The organism is Streptomyces noursei ATCC 11455 (assembly GCF_001704275.1).
In the GTDB taxonomy this organism is placed as follows: domain Bacteria; phylum Actinomycetota; class Actinomycetes; order Streptomycetales; family Streptomycetaceae; genus Streptomyces; species Streptomyces noursei.
On record NZ_CP011533.1, the window covers coordinates 1,055,111 to 1,071,246 of the forward strand.

Below are 16,136 nucleotides of genomic sequence, written 5' to 3' on the forward strand. Positions count from 1 at the left end.
CCCAGGGGTGCTGGGTGTGGCTATCAGGCGGCTGCCGTCCGTGGCTGAACTCGCTTCGCCGCCCGGCACCCCACGACGACCAGGCCGCTGATTGGGAAGTGCGAACGAGTCGCTGTGTAAGGCAATGCCGGCGAGGTCGTCTGTGGTACGCACTGCAACGACGACCGTCTGGAGCATGATGAGCCGGGTATGGGCCGGGATCGACAGCGGCAAGACCCACCACCATTGCGTCGTCCTGGACGCCGACGGCGCCAAGCTGCTGTCGCGCCGGGTGGCCAACGACGAGCCGGAGCTCCTCCAGCTCCTTGCAGACGTCCTCGGACTCGCGGACGACGCAACGTGGGCGGTGGACATGGCCGACGGCGGTGCCGCACTGCTGATTGCACTGCTGGTCAACCACGATCAGGAACTGCTCTACATCCCCGGCCGCGCGGTCAACCGGGCCGCCGACGGCTACCGAGGCGAAGGCAAGACCGACGCCCGCGACGCGCTCGTCATCGCCGACCAGGCCCGCGTCCGCCGTGACCTGAAGCCCATACGTCCCAGCGACGAGATCACCGCGGAGCTGAAGCTGTTCACCGCGCGCCGCACCGACCTCGCATGCGACCGTAACCGGTCGATCAACCGCTTGCGTGCCACGCTGACCAGCATGTTTCCCGCACTGGAACGCGCGCTGGATCTGACCACCAAGGGGCCGCTGGTGCTGCTGACGGGCTATCAGACCCCGCTGGCAATCCGTCGCGTGGGCCTGACCCGTCTCACCAAGTGGCTGAGCGTCCGCAACGTTCGCAATGCGGAGTCCCTGGCCACCGCTGCGGTCAGAGCCGCCGAGCGGCAGCACACCGCCGTCCCCGGCGAAGCGGCCATCGCCTCGCTGGTGGGTGCGCTGGTCGAGGAGGTGATGGCCCTCAACGAGAAGATCGCGGACGTCGACAAGCTCATCGAGGGCCGGTTTCGCCGCCACGAACTCGCCGAAGTGATCACCAGCATGCCGGGAATTGGCTCCCTGCTGGGCGCAGAATTCCTGGCCGCCGTGGGCAGCGACATGGCATCCTTCGCCACCCCGGACCGGCTGGCCGCCTTCGCCGGCCTGGCTCCCGCCCCGCACGACTCCGGGAAGTCCCACGGCAACCTGCACCGACCGCAGCAGTACCACCGCGGCCTCCAGCGGGTCTTCTACACCTCCGCGCTGATCAGCATCCGCAGCGACCCGAACTCGCGCCGCTTTTACGACCGCAAACGCGCTGAGGGGAAGCGCCACATCCAAGCCGTCCTCGCGCTTGCCCGCCGACGAGTCAACGTCTTCTGGGCTCTGATCCGTGACCGTCGGTGTTACCAAGTGATACCTCCAGTCACTCATGCGGCTTGACTTCCAGATTGGGAAGCGAGTACGAGCTCGGCGGGCAGCGCGGCGTACGCGACGGCCCGCAGCCCGCGCAGGACCCGCCCCCTCGGCGGAGCGGCGGGACGGAGCCGGGACCGGGACCGGGGCGTCCGGGGAGACGGAGCCGTCATGGCGTTCCCTCCCGTCGTTCCGCTACGAGGCGGACTGCCTGGCGGACCGCCGCCGACTGGGCCGGGGCCAGGTCCGCGAAGAAGACGTCCGCCAGACCGTCGGCTCCCTCGGCGGGTAGCTGCACCCCCAACTCGTCCGGCAGCAGGGCCGCCAGCGCCGCCGCGGCGCGGGTCACCCGCGGGTCGTCCGGCTCCGCGTCGGCGAGGGCGTCCAGGAGTCCGTACACCTCGCCCGCGCCCTCCGCCATTCCGCGCAGCGCCCCCATCAGCCGGGCCCGCTCCGCCTCGGGGATCACGGTGTCGATGAGGGCCAGGACTTCCCGGTCCTTCACGGCCATCGGGGAGTCCGGCAGTTCGCCGAGGTCCGCCAACACCCTGGTGAGTTCCGGCGACACCGGCCCGTCGGCTGCCAGCCGCCCGGCTCGCGCCTCGGCCAGCAGCGTGGCGAGCCGCGCTCGCCGATCCCGGATGGCCACCTCCTGCCGCCCGAGGTCCTCGTCCAACTCCTCCAGGATCTCCACCAGCTCCCGCCCCTCGTCGTCCGCGAGGGCGTCCCGGACCTCGTCGAGCCCGAGTCCCAGCTCGGTCAGCCGCCGGATCCGGGCGAGCAGGACGGCGTCCCGGAAGCCGTACTCGCGGTAGCTGTTGGACCGCCGTGGGGGCTCGGGCAGCAGCCCGAGATGGTGGTAGTGCCGCACGGCCCGAGGGGTGACCCCGACGAGGGCGGCGATCTCGCCGATTCGCATGAGTTCAGTAGAAACCCTGACGTCGCGGCAAGGTCAAAGGCGGCCCGGTACGGCGGGGATCGCGGTCGGCACGGTCGGCCACCTGGGCGGTCGGACGCGTCGGGTGCCCTGGATTCCCGGGGAGGGCGGGGGGCGTCCGGGCTCGCCAAGCGGGATGGAGGCTCAGGGACGTCCGGGCTCGCCGTGCCCAAACGGATGCCGTGAGAGGGTGCACTATGCCCCGTCACCTGCGGTTCTTCTTCGAAGCCGGCGTCACGGATACCCCGCTGTGGCCCGACGACACGGACAGCCCGTACGGCTACCCCTGCGAGCTGGAGCGCCTGCCGATCAGCCAGGCCAGCCGCACGGAACTGACCAGGCTGTGCGAGCACTACCAGTCCTCCATCGACTGGGAGTACCCACCGGGCCCGTCTCCGTGGACCCAGGAGCAGGCGAGACTGTTCGACCAACAGGCAGACACCGCCCTTCAGGCCGTCCAGCGGGAACTCGGCAACGGCTGGACGGTCGACGACCAACGCCGACCGTGACGGCACCCCACCCAGCGGATTGGGCATGGGACTGGGGCTGGCCGTTCCTGGGCACCTGGCGGCCGGCCGGAACCTGCGGACATGAACGGCGCCCTGGTCTGACTCAGCTCGGCAGCGCATGGTCGAGCTGCGTCAGCTCCACCTCGCTCAGCTTGAGTTTCGCGGCGTGGGCCGAGTCCGTGATGGAGGCCGGGCGACTGGCTCCCGGTACCGGGACCACGACTGGGGAGCGGGCGAGCAGCCAGGCCAGGGCGACCTGTTGCGGGCTGACGCCGTACTCGGCCGCGACGCGGTGGAACGTGGTGCCCATGGAGGTCGGTCCGGAGGGGCCGTCGAGTGAGCTGCGGGAGATGCCGCCGAGGGGGCTCCACGGCAGGAACGCCAGGCCCAGTTCGGTACTCAGCCGTAGCTGCGGTTCGCTGTCGCGGACGGCGGGCGAGTACTGGTTCTGTACCGAGACGAGTCCGGCGCCGAGGATCGCGTGCGCCTGGCGGATCTGGGCGGTGGTGACGTTGGAGATGCCGGCGGCGCGGATCGTGCCGGCGTCGAGGAGTTCGCGCAGGGCACCGACGGACTCCGCCCAGGGCACGGCCGGGTCCGGCTTGTGCAACTGGTACAGGCCGACGGCGTCGACGCCCAGCCGCTCGGCGGAGGCTTCGGCTGCGTGCTTGAGGTGTTCCGGGGCGCCGTTGACCGTCCAGCTGCCGTCGCCGGGCCGGCCGCGACCGCCCTTGGTGGCGATCAGCACGCCGGAGGTGTCGCCGCCGTAGCGGGCCAGGGCGCGAGCGACCAGCCGCTCGTTGTGGCCCACCTCGTCGGCGTGCCAGTGGTAGCTGTCGGCGGTGTCGATGAGTGTGACGCCGGCGTCGAGGGCGGCGTGGACGGTGGCGATGGCGCGCTGCGCGTCCGGGCGGTGCTCGATGGACAGCGGCATGGCCCCCAGGCCGACGGCGCTGACGGTGGTGTCCCCAATGGTGCGGTGCTGCATGGCGGTTCGTGTTCCTTAGGTGGCGGGGGTGGCCGGGATGGCAGAGGCGGCGGGGGTGGCGGATGCGGTGAGGGTTTCGTCGACCGCGCCGGGCAGCCAGTCGATGGCGCGGGAGAAGGCGAAACCCAGTTCCTTCGCGCGGGTGTTGCTCATGGCGTAGTGGCGGTCGTAGGAGAACGGCGAAGCCGTCTCGCCCGCGGCGACCACCCGGTAGACGGGTTCCCGGCCGGCCTGTGCGGCGACGATCGCGGCAAGGTCGCGTACGTCGAGCAGGCCGTCGGAGCAGGCGTTGACCGGGCCGGTGAAGTCGGTGGCGGTGGCCGCCCACAGCAGCAGGTCCGCCAGCTCCTCGTGGTGGATGAACACCGTCGGCAGCGCGTTCTCGTGCACCGTGATCTCTGCGCCCTGGCAGATGTGCTCGACGAAGTGCGCGAGCCGGCCGGTGAACTCCCGTGCGCCGCCGCCGAGCACGTGCGCGCTGCGCACGGACGCGAACGCGAAGCTGCCGGCGCGGGCGAGGACGGCCTCGGCCTGGCGCTTGCCCTCGGCGTAGTGGGCCGCCAGGTATGCCTCGTCGTGCCAGGGCAGGTCCATGGCCGCCAGCCAGGTGGTCGGATCCGCGTTCTCCTCCGGCACCGGGGTGCCCGCCGGCACAGCCGGCAGCGCGGCGGTCGCCGGGTCGTAGACCTCGATCGTGGAGGTCATGACGTAGCGCCGGGTGCGGCCGGCGAAGACGCGGGCGGCGATCGCGGCCTGCACGGGGGTGTAACAGACCTGGTCGACGACGACGTCGAAGGTGCGAGAGCCGAGCGCGGCGATGAGAGACGCCTCGTCGTTGCGGTCGACAACCAGGTGCTCGACACCGGCGGGCGTCCCGGTGGAGCCGCGGTTGATCACGGTGACCCGGTGACCGGTGGCCTGCAGTCGCTCGACCAGGAGCTTTCCGAAGTACCGGCTTCCGCCGATGACACAGATCCTTTGCATGCCCCCACCCTGGATGCCTATCGTCATCAGCAGAAGTGGTGACCTACTGGAAACGCCTTAAGGAATACTGTTGATCGATGTGCAGCGGCTCCGCATCCTGCGGGCGGTGGCGGACCACGGCAGCTTCAGCCAGGCGGCCACGGCTCTCCGCCTCACCCCTTCCGCCGTCTCCCAGCACATAGCGGTGTTGGAACGCAGCCTCGGCGCCCAGGTCGTGGCACGCAGCACACGCGGTGTCACCCTCACCGAGGCCGGCCAGATCATGGTCGGGGCCGCCGAGTCCGTCACCGCCGAGCTCGAACAGGCGAAGCAGCAGGTCGAGCGGCTCAGCACGGGCCGCGTACAGCTCACCGTCGCCACCTTCACCAGCGGCGGCAGGCACCTACTGCCTGGCGTGCTCCCCCGGTTCATGGCAGCCCATCCCGACACCGTGCTCCACGTCAGGGAGGGCGAGCCCGAGAACACCTTGCCCCTCGTCCGCCAAGGCGCCGTCGACCTCGCTCTCGCCTACCGCTTCGACGGCCCGCTGCCCGTGGGACCTGGCCCGAGCTCGCGCCTGCAGTGGACCGCACTCCTGGAAGATCCCTTGCACGTCGTGATGCCGGAGGGGCATCGATTCGCCGACCGCGAGTCGCTCGACATCGCCGAGCTGGCAGCCGAGCCCTGGGTGCTCGGATGCCTCAAGACCGATGCCTACCTGCGCCGTTACGCCGAGCGCGCAGGCTTCGCACCGGACGTGCGCAGCACCACCACCGACTACTTCTTCGCCCGCTCGCTCGTCGCCGCGGGAATGGGGATCTCGCTGGTCCCTTCCATCGCGCTCGTCCCGACGGTGCCTGGCGTGCACGCCGTCCCGGTCGAACCGCCGGCTCCGACCCGGCACATCGGCGTTGTCACGCTCGACCGCCCTCGCGACCGCCCACACGTCACGGCGTTCATCCAGGCCCTCCGCGAGCAGGCGACACATCAGTAGACGAGTGCACCGGGGCGGATGACGGAGGTGCCCTCGCCATGCATGGGGGGAGATCCCACCGCCCGGCCTGGGCCCGGCACCATCACCAGCTCCCCGACAGAGCCGGTTGTAGTTCCTGACACGATGGGTACGTGTTCGACTTCGGGATCGGGGGCTACCGGCCGCAGTGGTTGAGCGGTCGTGGCGAAATACTGCGTGAACACAGACGTCGCCTACGTGCCTTGTACGGCGCCCGCTGACGGGGTTTTGGATGGTTTGGGACCTCGACGACGATGAGTGGTTCTGCGACTGCCCAGTCCTGTTTGATTTCGCTGGTGAGCAAGTCGACGTCAACCACCACAAGTTCGACGAGGTCTCGCTCACGTGGTCCACGATCGATCCGGGCCGTCCGCTCCGCCGGGCCGGCTTCAACCTGCAGTGGCGCTCTGAGCCGCTTCCCGAAGTGCAGGCGCTTTGCGGACTGCCCCTGCAGAGCGTCGAGTTGCTCAGCTGGATGGGCAAAGACGCCGCACACGGAGCCGTGGACGTGAGCTTCGTCTTCCCGGGCAGCCGTGTCAGCGTGTTCAACGCCCTGGATGAGAACGGCCTCGACTGCCCGCCACCAAGTGCCGAGCAGCATCCATACACCGTCCATTGAAGTGGCGTCGCCGGTGGTCGCCTTGGTCATCGGTGGTCGCCTTGGTCGTCGCTGGTCGTCGCTGGTCAGCAAGCGCCCTCGCCACCCACGTATGCATCGGTGTTCCGATGACGGCCGGGTGGGGCGGGCCAGGTGGCAGCTGCATTGGTCGGATGACAACGCCGAGGTTTGTCGAGGTGCCGCAAGGCTCGGTCATTGGAGCGGGATGGGTACGCCTGCGGAGCGGAGTTTGGCCTCGGTGAGCGCGGTCAGTCGGGCTGCGATCGGTGCCTGGTCCCCGCGATGGTTGTTGATCAGCCGGTACTGGGTGGAATCCTTGCGCCATGCCTACAGGCTGCTGGGATTCCCCAACAGTGTGGGGTTGGCGAGGTAGCGGTCGGCCATGGCGGTCGCCAGCTCTTCGATTCTCGGATCGTCCGGTTGCCAGGTCTCGGCCTCCCAACCACGCTTGGTCAGGTCGATCCACTCGGGGTCGTCGAGCCAGTGTTCCAGCTGGGTCAGGAAGCCGTCGAAGCCCGCCGGCACCAGCGCCCGGGCCAGCACCAGGGCCTCGCGTTGCGCGGCCACGTAGTCGGGGCCGAAGCCGAGGCCGGGCATCCAGTCCAGGAGCGCGCAGGCGCGGTCGGGCAACAGGGCCCGGTCGCCGTCGGCGAGCTGCTGCAGAGCGTCCCGCCGAGTCTTCAACTCCTCTATTTTTGCGGTGAGTTGACGCTCGACGTCGACGAGGGTGGCGGCGAACCGCGCGGCGTCGGCGTCGAGCAGGGGCCCGGTCTCGGCCAGCGGCACCCCGGCGGCGGCCAGTGTCCGGACCTGCACCAGCCGAAGCAGGTCGTCCGATCCGTACCGCCGATATCCGGAGCTGTCGCGTTCCGGCTCCTCGACCAGGCCGAGCTTGTGGTAGTGCCGCACCGTCTTCACCGTGACGCCGACGAACGCCGCCGCCTGCCCGATCGTGACTCCACTCATCATCTGCTCAGCCTGCCTTGCGCTCGGGCTCGGGCTCGGCGACCACGCACACCTCGGCCGAGCATATGCGACGAGCCTTCACCCTGCCCCAAGGTCAACCTCAACCGTGCTCTGGCTCACAGCCGGTCGCCTTGGAGATTGCAACGGTTTCGCGAGCAGGACGCCGCCCCGTCCGTCTCGGCCCCCCTTACCCTCCACCGGTTCCGACGGCTCTCCGCTCCACCGCGGTCATGTGCCAGGCCCGACAGCCCCTGCCTAGGCTTTGCGGGCGAGCAGTTGAACTTCCTGGAACTGCCGTCGGTCGCTGGGCTGAGGCTCGCGCACCATCCGAGCCACCTCGGCCAACTCGAACTTGCGCAGCATCGCGGCAAGGTGATCCGGCGACCACCGATGGGCCGGCGCGACCGCGTGATCGAAGACCTGTGCCGGGTGAGACGGACTCTCGCTCGCCGAAGAGCCGATCAGAAGGTGGCCGCCTGGTGCCAGCACACGGTGGAACTCCGCCAAGATGTCGGGGAGTTCTTGCGGTGGAGCGTGGATGATGGACCAGCGCGAGAGTACGCCGCCCAGCTCGCCGTGGAAGAGCTGCGCATGCAGAGGGGCGGCGGCGTCGTAGGCGTCGCGGGTGGCAGTGAGGGCATCGTGTTCGACCATGCTTGCGACAGTGGTTCCTGACGCCGGGAATCCCCGCCGGCGGATCCGGGTTGCCTGCTATTACAACGATCACAGCAGGGTGGACCGCGGTGCACCACAGGGAGGGACGGGAGCCGATGAGCCTTCGCCAGTTCGAGTACGCCCTGGCCGTTGCCGAGCAGGGCTCGGTGACCGCAGCGGCCGAACTGCTGCACGTTGCCCAACCATCGGTGTCCCAGCAGATCCGCGGCCTGGAGCGGGAACTCGGCGTGCAACTTTTCGCCCGCACGCCGACCGGACTGGTGCCCACCGTGGTCGGCCGCGCGTTCCTGCGGGAGGCGGAGGTCGCGGTGAGCGCGGCACGGCGAGCGAGGGCGACGGCGCGGTCCGGCGCCGATGAGCTGGTGGGCGAGCTGGTGGTCGCAGTGCAGATGGGCTTTGGCACGCGGCAGCTGCCAGGCGCGCTGAGCGCGTTGCGTCGCCGCTTCCCCCGGCTGGAGGTGACTGTCTTCGAGGAGCCCAGCTCAGCCGAGTTGGACCGGCTGGGGCGCCGCGGAGTGCTGGACCTCGCCCTGATGGCGGCGTGCGAGCAGAGTCCCGACGACGCCCACCACCTCGGCGACGAGGAGTTCGTCGTGGTCTTGGGCGACGGGCACCGGCAGCTCGCCGCGGACCGGGTCGAGCTGCGCGAACTGGCGGGAGAACCCTGGGTGAGGTTCGACCGCGACAGTGCGCTCGACGGCGTGCTGCTGGATGTGCTGCGCAACGACGATCTGGCCCCGACCACCGTCGCCCGCGTGTCCCAGACGGCGACGGCCGTGCGCTGGGCCGCCCACGGGCTGGGGGTGACGCTCGTCCCGGCCTCCGCGGTGCCCCACGGTCACGAGCACCTTGTGCGCCCGGTGTTCCCGACCGTGTGCCAGCCCGTCATCGCCGTGGTCCGGTCCGGCCCGGGCCCGGCGGAGACGGCCCTGCTCGAACTCCTCCGCCAGGAGACCTGGTCCGGTTCCGCTCTCTTCCCACCGGCGCCCTGACGGCTGCGGAGCAGGTGGGCGGGCACGAATTCCCCTCGTCGAAAATCACGTTCCGGAGTACCGTATTACTGAAATCCCGAGATCCCGAAACACCGAAACCTCGGAACGCCGGAACGCCGGAACACCGGAACTTTGTCGACGTCAACCTCTATGGAATTCACCGCCGTCGACGACGAGATTACTCCCGGCCAGCCAGCTCGCCTGCTCGGACACGAGGAACAGCACCGCGTGGGCGATGTCGTCGGGCTGACCATCGCGCCCCAGTGGCACGGTGCTGTTGCCCTGATTCGCCGCCGCGGTGTCGTTCTGGTCCGGCGCCGCGTCCAGGTGAGCCCACTGCTCCCGCGTCTCTTCGCCGCCGGGGGTGGCGGTTCTGCCGGGAGAGACGGTGTTGACCCTGATCCCGAACGGGGCCAACTCCAAGGCCAGTCCCCGGCTGTAGTTCTCCAGCGCCGCCTTCGCCGCCGTGTAGTGCAGGAACGGCGCTACCGGCGCGGGGACCACGGCTGAGGAAACGTGCACGATCATCCCCGAACGCCGCTCCCGCATCCCCGGTGTCAACAGCGAGTCCAGCCGCACCGACGCCAGGAAATTCAGGTCCAGCGCGTCCTGCCACTCCTCGTCGGGGATGGCCGAACTGCCCTTGTGCGGCCGCGCCCCGCCCGCGTTGTGGACCAGGATGTCCACCCCGCCGAACATCTCCTGCGCGGCCGCGGCAAGCGCCTCCGCTCCAGCCCGTGTCCGCACGTCGGCCTCTACGAAGGCGGCCCCCTCCGGCACCGTGTTCGTCGCCGACCTGGCAGTCGTGAGCACCTCGGCGCCCGCGTCCAGGAACCGGCGCACGACGGCCGCTCCGATTCCACGAGAACCACCCGTCACCAGCGCCCGCTTCCCCTTGAGTTCCCGCATTCCCGATCCGTTCTCATTCGTAGCCATGCCACCGACCCTTTCCATCGCGTAATTACCCGCTCGACGGAAGAAGAGGAATCCACGTGCACAGAGCGCGAAACCTCGGAGATTTCGCGATGAGCAGTCCGTCGAGCCATTTCACGGTAGGTCCGGAGGAGAACGAGAGGCAAAGACGAAATGTCAGCAGACGCCATAGGGAATCCCTATGGCATCCCGGAACCTCCGCCTGACAGCTGAGTTGGGCACAGAGGGCGCATCACCGGACAGTGCGTTTCTCGTTTCAAGCGCCGCCGGGTGAGAGGCACGCCGACGCGCCCTGTAGCAGCGGGGAGTTCAGGCACCGCGCGCATTCACCATGCACCGCTCGACGATTCGGCGCCCGGGTTAGCACTCTTCGCTTCCCCGGGCGCCGGACCGCCGTCGGCTGCACGCGCCGCGTTACGCGACCTCGGCGATGATCCGCTCCACTGCCGGGGAGCGAGGCCGGAAGACGTCGAGGACGCCGATGGCGCGCAGGGCGGGAGCGAGTTCTCGCATCTGCATGACGAGGGCTGCGTACTCGGGAGTGCCCTCAGTGAGGTCGTCCAGCCGTAGGGCGTTGGCGACGAATGCGGCCACCGAACCCTTGCGGACGGTCAGCCCGTTGATCGCGGTCGAGTCGACGCCCTCGGGCAGGACATCTTCTGGGCGTACGACGGGCTGGTGCTGGTGTGAAGACGAATGCGACATGACTGTCCTTTGCGTGTTTGCACGTTGACGTGCGTTGGCATGTTCGAGGTCTTGCGTGCTCGATGCACGTGCTTTCTGCACGCAATTGAAGGTAGCAGGACTCCGTGCTTTTTGCACGTATCATCGAGAGGTGAGCGCAACGACACCTGACAGCACGTCCGCCGCCCGCGTGGCCGCAGCCATCGGGGCACTGACCCTGCGGGCCACCCGTGCCGGGCTCTACGGCCGGTTGACCTCCGGGGTGGTGGGCGTGGACACCACGACCTACCCGGTGCTGTCCGGGCTCGCCCGCGTGGGGCCCGTCACCGCCACCAAGCTGGCCGAGGCGATCGGGATGGACCGCACCGTCACCACCCGCTATGCGACCAGACTGCAGGAGGCCGGGCTGGTCACCCGCCATCCCGACCCAGCTGACGCCCGTGCAACCAGGCTGGCCCTCACCGTTGAGGGCGAGCGGGCGGTCACGACATTGCGCGGGGCGTTGGAATCCTTCGTGGCGGAGGAGATGGCGACGTGGCCTTCGGGTGAGGCTGCCGCCTTCGCCATGCGCCTGGAGCGTCTGACGGAGTCGCTCGCTCAGGGCGAGGCGGACCGTTCGCACTGATGCGGGTCACGAACGCTGCCCGGCGGCGGGCGATGCGGAGTTCTTCAAGGAGTACGACGCTTCCCATGACGGCACGGACGCCGCATGGGGCACACAGGAAGCGGCGGACCCGTCCTGGGGCATCAAGGAACGCGCCGTCTGCAAGGACTTCAGGCACCCCATAGCCCTGCTCCTGATCTCGGACATGCGGAAGTTCCAGACCGCGGTTAAGAAGGCCAACGCTCCCTTCGCCATCGGCAAGAACTACGCGGTCGTCCCCGTCGGCGACGACCAGATCGAGGCCCTCTCCCCTTCCGGGCTCGCCTTCCTGACCTGCGCCCCGGACTTCTCGCCACCGAGCGGCCACCGGACGGAGAAGGCGCTCGTCGACGGCTGCGTACTGAGCGACTACTTCCCGACCTGATCCGTTCGGCAGCACCTCCCCCCGTACGGCCGGGCGCTACGGCCGGACCCACCCGGCCGCGCGGGCCGTCCCGGCCGGCGGGGGGGAGGAGGAGCCCGACCGGCGGAGGGAAACCCGCGACTTCACGGTCGGCCGCGTCTCATGGCGTGGGCGTCGGGGCGGTCGTCCGTCCGTCATCCGAACTCGGCTCCGCGGTACCGTCCGACGTCGATTCGGTTCTGGTGTAGAGGACTTCGCGACCCTGCTCCGCGGCGCGGATGAGTCCTTCGCTGACGAAGTCGAGGAAGCGGGCGGCATTCTCCAGACGGGTGGCGGCCGGGGTGCCGCGGCCGAGGATGCCGACGCCCTGCCGTGCGACCTCGATGAACTGGTCGTTGGCCCGGGCGCTGCGGATCATCGCCTGGTACCAGAGGTCGTCGTCGACGACGTAGCGCTCGCGGCGGTGGCGTTCGTCGCGTTCCCGGCGGACGAGGTCCTGACTCTCCAGGAAGGTGATCGCCTTGGAGATCGATGCCGGGCTGACTTGGAGGCGCTGGGCGAGTTCGGAGGCGGTGAGGCTGCCGGTGTCGGTGGTGTACAGGCAACCCAGCACCCGGGCCATCATCTTGGGCAGGCCCGAGACCATGTAGACGGTGGTGAGGGCCTCTTGGTAGAGGCGCACGGCCTCGGCGTCGCGTCCGTATGCCTGCGGGGACGCCTGTGATCCTCGGGGTGCGGCCTGCCTGCGTCCGTGGGTGCGCTGCTGGGTGGCGCGGTGGGCCAGGTCGGCGCGGTAGCCGGCGGGGCCACCGTTGCGCATCACCTCACGCGTGACCGTGGAGGTCGGCCGGTCGAGACGGCGGGCGATCTCGGCGTAGGCCAGGCCGTCGGCCAGTCCCATCGCGATCTGCTGGCGTTCGGTCTGGGTGAGCCTGCCTCCCGGCATCACGACCCCCTTCGTGCCCCACGGATGCTCCGTGGCGCTGCTCGATGTTCCGTTACACCGCCACCATAGCGTTCACCTTCAACACATTGCAACGACCAACCGCTCCATCGTTGCATTAAGCGAGAAGGCGTTGCAATGATTGCTGTGACTTTACCTGCATAGATGCCACTCGGAAGCAAAATCACCGTTGCCGCCAATCAGAAAGCAACGTAGCGTTTCCTCCATCAGGAAACAGCGAGCCGTAAGCAGTCGAACCGCGAGCACCAGGGAGAGCACAATGCAGAAGTACGACACCCCCGCCCCGATCTCCGCCGTCCTGAACATCCCCGCGGGACGCGTCCGGTTCATCGCCGCAGACCGCGCCGACACCACCGTCGAGGTCCTGCCCGCGAACGCCTCGAAGAGCCGCGACGTGAAGGCGGCGGAGCAGACCACGGTGGAATACGCCGACGGAGTCCTGCGGATCGTGAGTTCGGCGAAGGACCAGTACTTCGGTCCCTCCGGATCCGTCGAGGTCACGGTCAAACTGCCCGCAGGTTCCGGCGTCGAGGCCAAGACCGCCAGCACCGAACTGCGCACCGTCGGCCGCCTCGGCGATGTCGTCTTCGAAGGCGCGTACCACCAGATCAAGTTGGACGAGGCCGCCAGCATCCGCCTCACCGCGATCGACGGCGACGTCGAGGTCGGCCGGTGCGGCCCGGCGGACGTCAGCACCGCACACGGCGACATCCGCATCACCGAGGCCACCGGCGGCAAGGTCACCCTCCACACCCACTCCGGGGACATCGCCATCGGCGCCGCCGCCGGCATCTCCGCCGCTCTGGACGCCAGCACCAGCCACGGCCGCATCAACAACGCCCTCAAGAACAACGGCACCACCGAACTCGACATCACCGCCACCACCCCCAACGGCGACATCACCGCCCGAAGCCTCTGACCTGCCCTCCTCCCCCGCATATGACGCAAGGGCCGCCCTGGACCGGACCGGACCCGTCCAGGGCCCCTTGCGGGGGCACTACGGCCAAAGGGGCAGGCCCGTCCGCTCCGGGCCGGCGGATCATTCCCACGAACTCACCCTCTCGTCGGGCGAGTCCGGCGGAACCGCAACTGCCCGCATTCCCGGCCTCTCCGCTCCCCACTCCCGCTCGCGTTCCCGCTCCCCGCCTCTCGACATGCCCGGCACCGGCGAGGCGCCGGATCCCCTGCCCCCGGACGGCGACCGCCTCCTGTCCGCGCTCGTCAGCGAGATACGACGCCGGCACCCGGGCGAACCCCTGGCCTACCTCGGCCTGAGCTTCGGCGGCCAGTGGGCGGTCAAGCTGGCCGTACAAGGCGTGGTCGAAGCGGCGGTGGACACCGGCGGGCCGACCGGAGCGGCCGAGCCCGAGGAACCGATCGACGTGCTCGCCCTCCCCTACGGCATGCCTGGCATCCTGGGCAACGCTCTGGGCCTGGCCGGTCTGCCGAGGGCGGCCGAGATCGACGGCATGCCGGCCGCGTTCTCGCTGCGCCGCCAAGGGTTGCTGCCCCCTCTTGGGGACGGCGCGGACGGCGCGGACGGCACCGACAGCCGCGTACCACTGCTGCCCGCAAACGGAGCGCACGACCAGTTCATTCCGCGCGGCGACACCACACAACCGGCCGACCGGCCGGACACCACGGTGTGGCTCGTACCGGGCGCCACCCACTGCGCCGCCGAACACATACGCCCGCTGCTGGCAGCCACCTGGGTCCGGCTGCCGACGCGACCGGCCTTCCGCCGCCACCCCACAGCCCACAGCGCCTGATCCGGCTCGCGAGCGGCCCGATGCACGACGGGCCCACGCACTGCCGATGCGGCGATGCGGCGATGCGGTGTCGGCCGCCGCCGGCTTGGAGGAGCTGGCCGAGCACCTGAACCGGCCGGAGCGGACGCAGGAGCGGCACAGCGAGGCTCGGTGCCGTACCTACCGCGTCACTGGTACTGCGGACGCCACTCGAAGAGCAGGATGGTCGCGTCGTCCCGCAGTTGGTTGCGCTGGTAATCGAGGATGGCGTGCGTCAGCAGCCGCAGCACCTCGGCCGGGAGCTGGCCCGCGGCGGAGGATCGGATGATGAATTCGGTGAACCGGTCGAGGCCGAACTCCGCTCCGTCCGCGTCGCGAGCCTCCACGACACCGTCGGTGTAGAGCAGGACGCAGTCGCCCGGTTCCAGCGTGGTCTCGTGCACTTCCCGGGCTGCCCGGGCGAGTTGGCCGGCCAGGCCGATCGGAGGCTGCGGGGGCCTGTCCAGCACACCGTCGAGCACTCGCTTGGCACGGATCAGCAGCGGCGGCGGGTAACCGCAGTTGACCCATTGCAGCACCCCGGTGACCGCGTCGAGCCGACACAGCACGCCGTTGCAGAAGTGGTCGGGCAGCCATTCGGCGAGCGCCTGGTCGACGGAGCCGACGACGTCGACCAGGTCGCCACCGCCGCGGCGGGCGTTCCGCGCCGCCGCCATGGCGACCGAGGTGGTCAGGCCGGCGATCAGATCGTGCCCCATGGAGTCGAGGATCATGGCGTGCAGCACGTTCTTGACCACCGAGTGGTCGTAGGCGTCGCCGGCGACGTTGTACGCCGGTTCCAGGACCGCGGTAGAGACGCACCTGCTGCTGCCGACGGTGTGGGGTGGGAGGGAGGCCCGCAGCATCTCGGTGGGCAACCGCATGGTGGCGGTGCGAGTGAGGCCGGCGAGCCAGTCGCTGTAGGCGCGCTTGGAGGTGATCAGCATGGCGAACCGATGGGCCAACATCCGGCTGCGGCGCATTCGCGCCCCGTTGAGCGAGGCGGTCCGCACCGCCAGCACGCCCAGCCGCTCCGCGCCGTCGATCAAGGGCAGCCAGACGATCACGCCGTCGTCGGCCTCGGCCACCCGCGAGGAGACCGTGCGGTACGCCCAGCCGGCCGGCGAGCGGTCCACCGGCAGCGGCTCCATGACCTCGTCGAGCGGGATGAGCAGCCGTTGTTGCAGGTCGACGAGGTAGATCAGCGCAGAGTCCAGGCCGAGAGCCGAAGCGCACCGGTTCGCCAGGGCAGGCAGTTCGAACGGCAGGGCCGTCTGTGCCTCGATGATCAGTTCTTCCAGCCGATGCTCGTCGACGGCTGTGTCCGGACCGGCGGACGTGTGCGGTAGGTCCGGACACAGGGATCACCCATTCCGCGCCCAGTCTCACACCGATCCCCACCGCTCTCACGTCAGGCATGATCGCGCCGGGCGCGGGCCACGGCGAGGGCGACAGCTGGGGCCAGGGCAGTATCCAGGGCGCACGAGGTGCGCTCGGCAATGCAGAAGGTCCCTTCCCGTACACGGGAAGGGACCTTCTGATGGAGCGCCTGGCCGGCCTTGCACCTGCGTCTCCCACCGGATGGTGGACGTCTTTCCTTGGACCACAGACGCACGACTCCCGCCCACCCACTGTCCGCGGGCCGAATCTGCACCATGATCATATCGGATCGGTGAGACCACTTTGACCACCTCACCGCTGGGGCGGAATGCCTGTGGTGCCGGGTGCGGCTGGTAACTCACACGTCACTCGAAACGC

At 69.5% G+C, this 16,136-nt stretch carries 18 protein-coding genes; 9 read left to right on the forward strand and 9 right to left on the reverse strand.

Going from position 1 to position 16,136, the window contains the following annotated elements; translation table 11 throughout:
• Positions 1–178 precede the first annotated feature (178 nt).
• The gene (locus SNOUR_RS04185) at positions 179–1,369 is read left to right on the forward strand and encodes an IS110 family RNA-guided transposase (RefSeq protein ID WP_067343972.1); all 1,191 of its coding nucleotides are present in this window, start codon (positions 179–181) and stop codon (positions 1,367–1,369) included.
• A 142-nt stretch (positions 1,370–1,511) separates the two neighbouring features.
• Here SNOUR_RS04185 and SNOUR_RS04190 read toward each other — a convergent pair whose 3' ends face one another.
• Positions 1,512–2,261 carry a MerR family transcriptional regulator gene (locus tag SNOUR_RS04190; RefSeq protein WP_067343974.1) on the reverse strand — a complete coding sequence of 250 codons (750 nt, stop codon included), beginning with the start codon at positions 2,259–2,261 and terminating at the stop codon, positions 1,512–1,514.
• A 215-nt stretch (positions 2,262–2,476) separates the two neighbouring features.
• Between SNOUR_RS04190 and SNOUR_RS04195 the strand changes: the two genes are divergently transcribed.
• Positions 2,477–2,788, forward strand: coding sequence for an immunity protein CdiI family protein (locus SNOUR_RS04195; RefSeq protein WP_067343975.1), 312 nt, complete (start codon positions 2,477–2,479; stop codon positions 2,786–2,788).
• A 103-nt stretch (positions 2,789–2,891) separates the two neighbouring features.
• On the opposite strand, the gene SNOUR_RS04200 is transcribed toward SNOUR_RS04195, so the two are convergent.
• The gene (locus SNOUR_RS04200) at positions 2,892–3,776 is read right to left on the reverse strand and encodes an aldo/keto reductase (RefSeq protein WP_067343977.1); all 885 of its coding nucleotides are present in this window, start codon (positions 3,774–3,776) and stop codon (positions 2,892–2,894) included.
• A gap of 15 nt (positions 3,777–3,791) precedes the next feature.
• Entirely contained in the window at positions 3,792–4,760 is a 969-nt protein-coding gene (locus SNOUR_RS04205) for an NAD-dependent epimerase/dehydratase family protein (RefSeq protein ID WP_067343979.1), read from the reverse strand.
• 70 nt (positions 4,761–4,830) lie between these two features.
• Here SNOUR_RS04205 and SNOUR_RS04210 point away from each other — a divergent pair, with 70 nt between their 5' ends.
• Complete coding sequence (locus tag SNOUR_RS04210) at positions 4,831–5,733, forward strand: LysR family transcriptional regulator (RefSeq protein WP_067343980.1); 903 nt, start codon at positions 4,831–4,833, stop codon at positions 5,731–5,733.
• 250 nt (positions 5,734–5,983) lie between these two features.
• Complete coding sequence (locus SNOUR_RS04215) at positions 5,984–6,370, forward strand: hypothetical protein (RefSeq protein ID WP_312631897.1); 387 nt, start codon at positions 5,984–5,986, stop codon at positions 6,368–6,370.
• Between the two features lie 327 nt (positions 6,371–6,697).
• On the opposite strand, the gene SNOUR_RS04220 is transcribed toward SNOUR_RS04215, so the two are convergent.
• Both SNOUR_RS04220 and SNOUR_RS04225 read right to left on the reverse strand, forming a co-directional pair.
• Positions 6,698–7,339 carry a MerR family transcriptional regulator gene (locus SNOUR_RS04220; protein ID WP_312631899.1) on the reverse strand — a complete coding sequence of 214 codons (642 nt, stop codon included), beginning with the start codon at positions 7,337–7,339 and terminating at the stop codon, positions 6,698–6,700.
• Between the two features lie 252 nt (positions 7,340–7,591).
• Complete coding sequence (locus tag SNOUR_RS04225; protein WP_067343982.1) at positions 7,592–7,990, reverse strand: class I SAM-dependent methyltransferase; 399 nt, start codon at positions 7,988–7,990, stop codon at positions 7,592–7,594.
• Between the two features lie 116 nt (positions 7,991–8,106).
• Between SNOUR_RS04225 and SNOUR_RS04230 the strand changes: the two genes are divergently transcribed.
• Positions 8,107–9,003, forward strand: a complete 897-nt coding sequence (locus tag SNOUR_RS04230; RefSeq protein ID WP_067343984.1) for a LysR family transcriptional regulator — start codon at positions 8,107–8,109, stop codon at positions 9,001–9,003.
• 141 nt (positions 9,004–9,144) lie between these two features.
• On the opposite strand, the gene SNOUR_RS04235 is transcribed toward SNOUR_RS04230, so the two are convergent.
• Together SNOUR_RS04235 and SNOUR_RS04240 are read right to left on the reverse strand one after the other, a co-directional pair.
• Positions 9,145–9,939: an SDR family oxidoreductase gene (locus SNOUR_RS04235; RefSeq protein ID WP_067343986.1), complete on the reverse strand. Its 795-nt coding sequence runs from the start codon at positions 9,937–9,939 to the stop codon at positions 9,145–9,147.
• A gap of 411 nt (positions 9,940–10,350) precedes the next feature.
• Positions 10,351–10,641, reverse strand: a complete 291-nt coding sequence (locus tag SNOUR_RS04240) for a hypothetical protein (protein WP_067343988.1) — start codon at positions 10,639–10,641, stop codon at positions 10,351–10,353.
• Between the two features lie 130 nt (positions 10,642–10,771).
• On the opposite strand from SNOUR_RS04240, the gene SNOUR_RS04245 reads away from it, so the two are divergent.
• Together SNOUR_RS04245 and SNOUR_RS47455 are read left to right on the forward strand one after the other, a co-directional pair.
• The gene (locus SNOUR_RS04245; protein ID WP_067343989.1) at positions 10,772–11,245 is read left to right on the forward strand and encodes a MarR family winged helix-turn-helix transcriptional regulator; all 474 of its coding nucleotides are present in this window, start codon (positions 10,772–10,774) and stop codon (positions 11,243–11,245) included.
• Between the two features lie 184 nt (positions 11,246–11,429).
• On the forward strand, positions 11,430–11,648 hold the full coding sequence (locus SNOUR_RS47455; protein ID WP_174717839.1) for a hypothetical protein: 219 nt from the start codon (positions 11,430–11,432) through the stop codon (positions 11,646–11,648).
• Positions 11,649–11,787: 139 nt separating this feature from the next.
• Here the strand turns inward: SNOUR_RS47455 and SNOUR_RS04255 are convergent, their stop codons facing one another.
• The gene (locus tag SNOUR_RS04255) at positions 11,788–12,573 is read right to left on the reverse strand and encodes a GbsR/MarR family transcriptional regulator (RefSeq protein ID WP_067343991.1); all 786 of its coding nucleotides are present in this window, start codon (positions 12,571–12,573) and stop codon (positions 11,788–11,790) included.
• Between the two features lie 277 nt (positions 12,574–12,850).
• On the opposite strand from SNOUR_RS04255, the gene SNOUR_RS04260 reads away from it, so the two are divergent.
• Positions 12,851–13,510: a DUF4097 family beta strand repeat-containing protein gene (locus SNOUR_RS04260; protein ID WP_067343993.1), complete on the forward strand. Its 660-nt coding sequence runs from the start codon at positions 12,851–12,853 to the stop codon at positions 13,508–13,510.
• Positions 13,511–13,745: 235 nt separating this feature from the next.
• Positions 13,746–14,360, forward strand: coding sequence for a hypothetical protein (locus SNOUR_RS04265; RefSeq protein WP_067343995.1), 615 nt, complete (start codon positions 13,746–13,748; stop codon positions 14,358–14,360).
• 167 nt (positions 14,361–14,527) lie between these two features.
• Here the strand turns inward: SNOUR_RS04265 and SNOUR_RS04270 are convergent, their stop codons facing one another.
• Positions 14,528–15,529 (reverse strand): PP2C family protein-serine/threonine phosphatase, encoded by a 1,002-nt coding sequence (locus tag SNOUR_RS04270; protein WP_376738498.1) that lies wholly within the window; start codon positions 15,527–15,529, stop codon positions 14,528–14,530.
• Between the last annotated feature and the right edge of the window lie 607 nt (positions 15,530–16,136).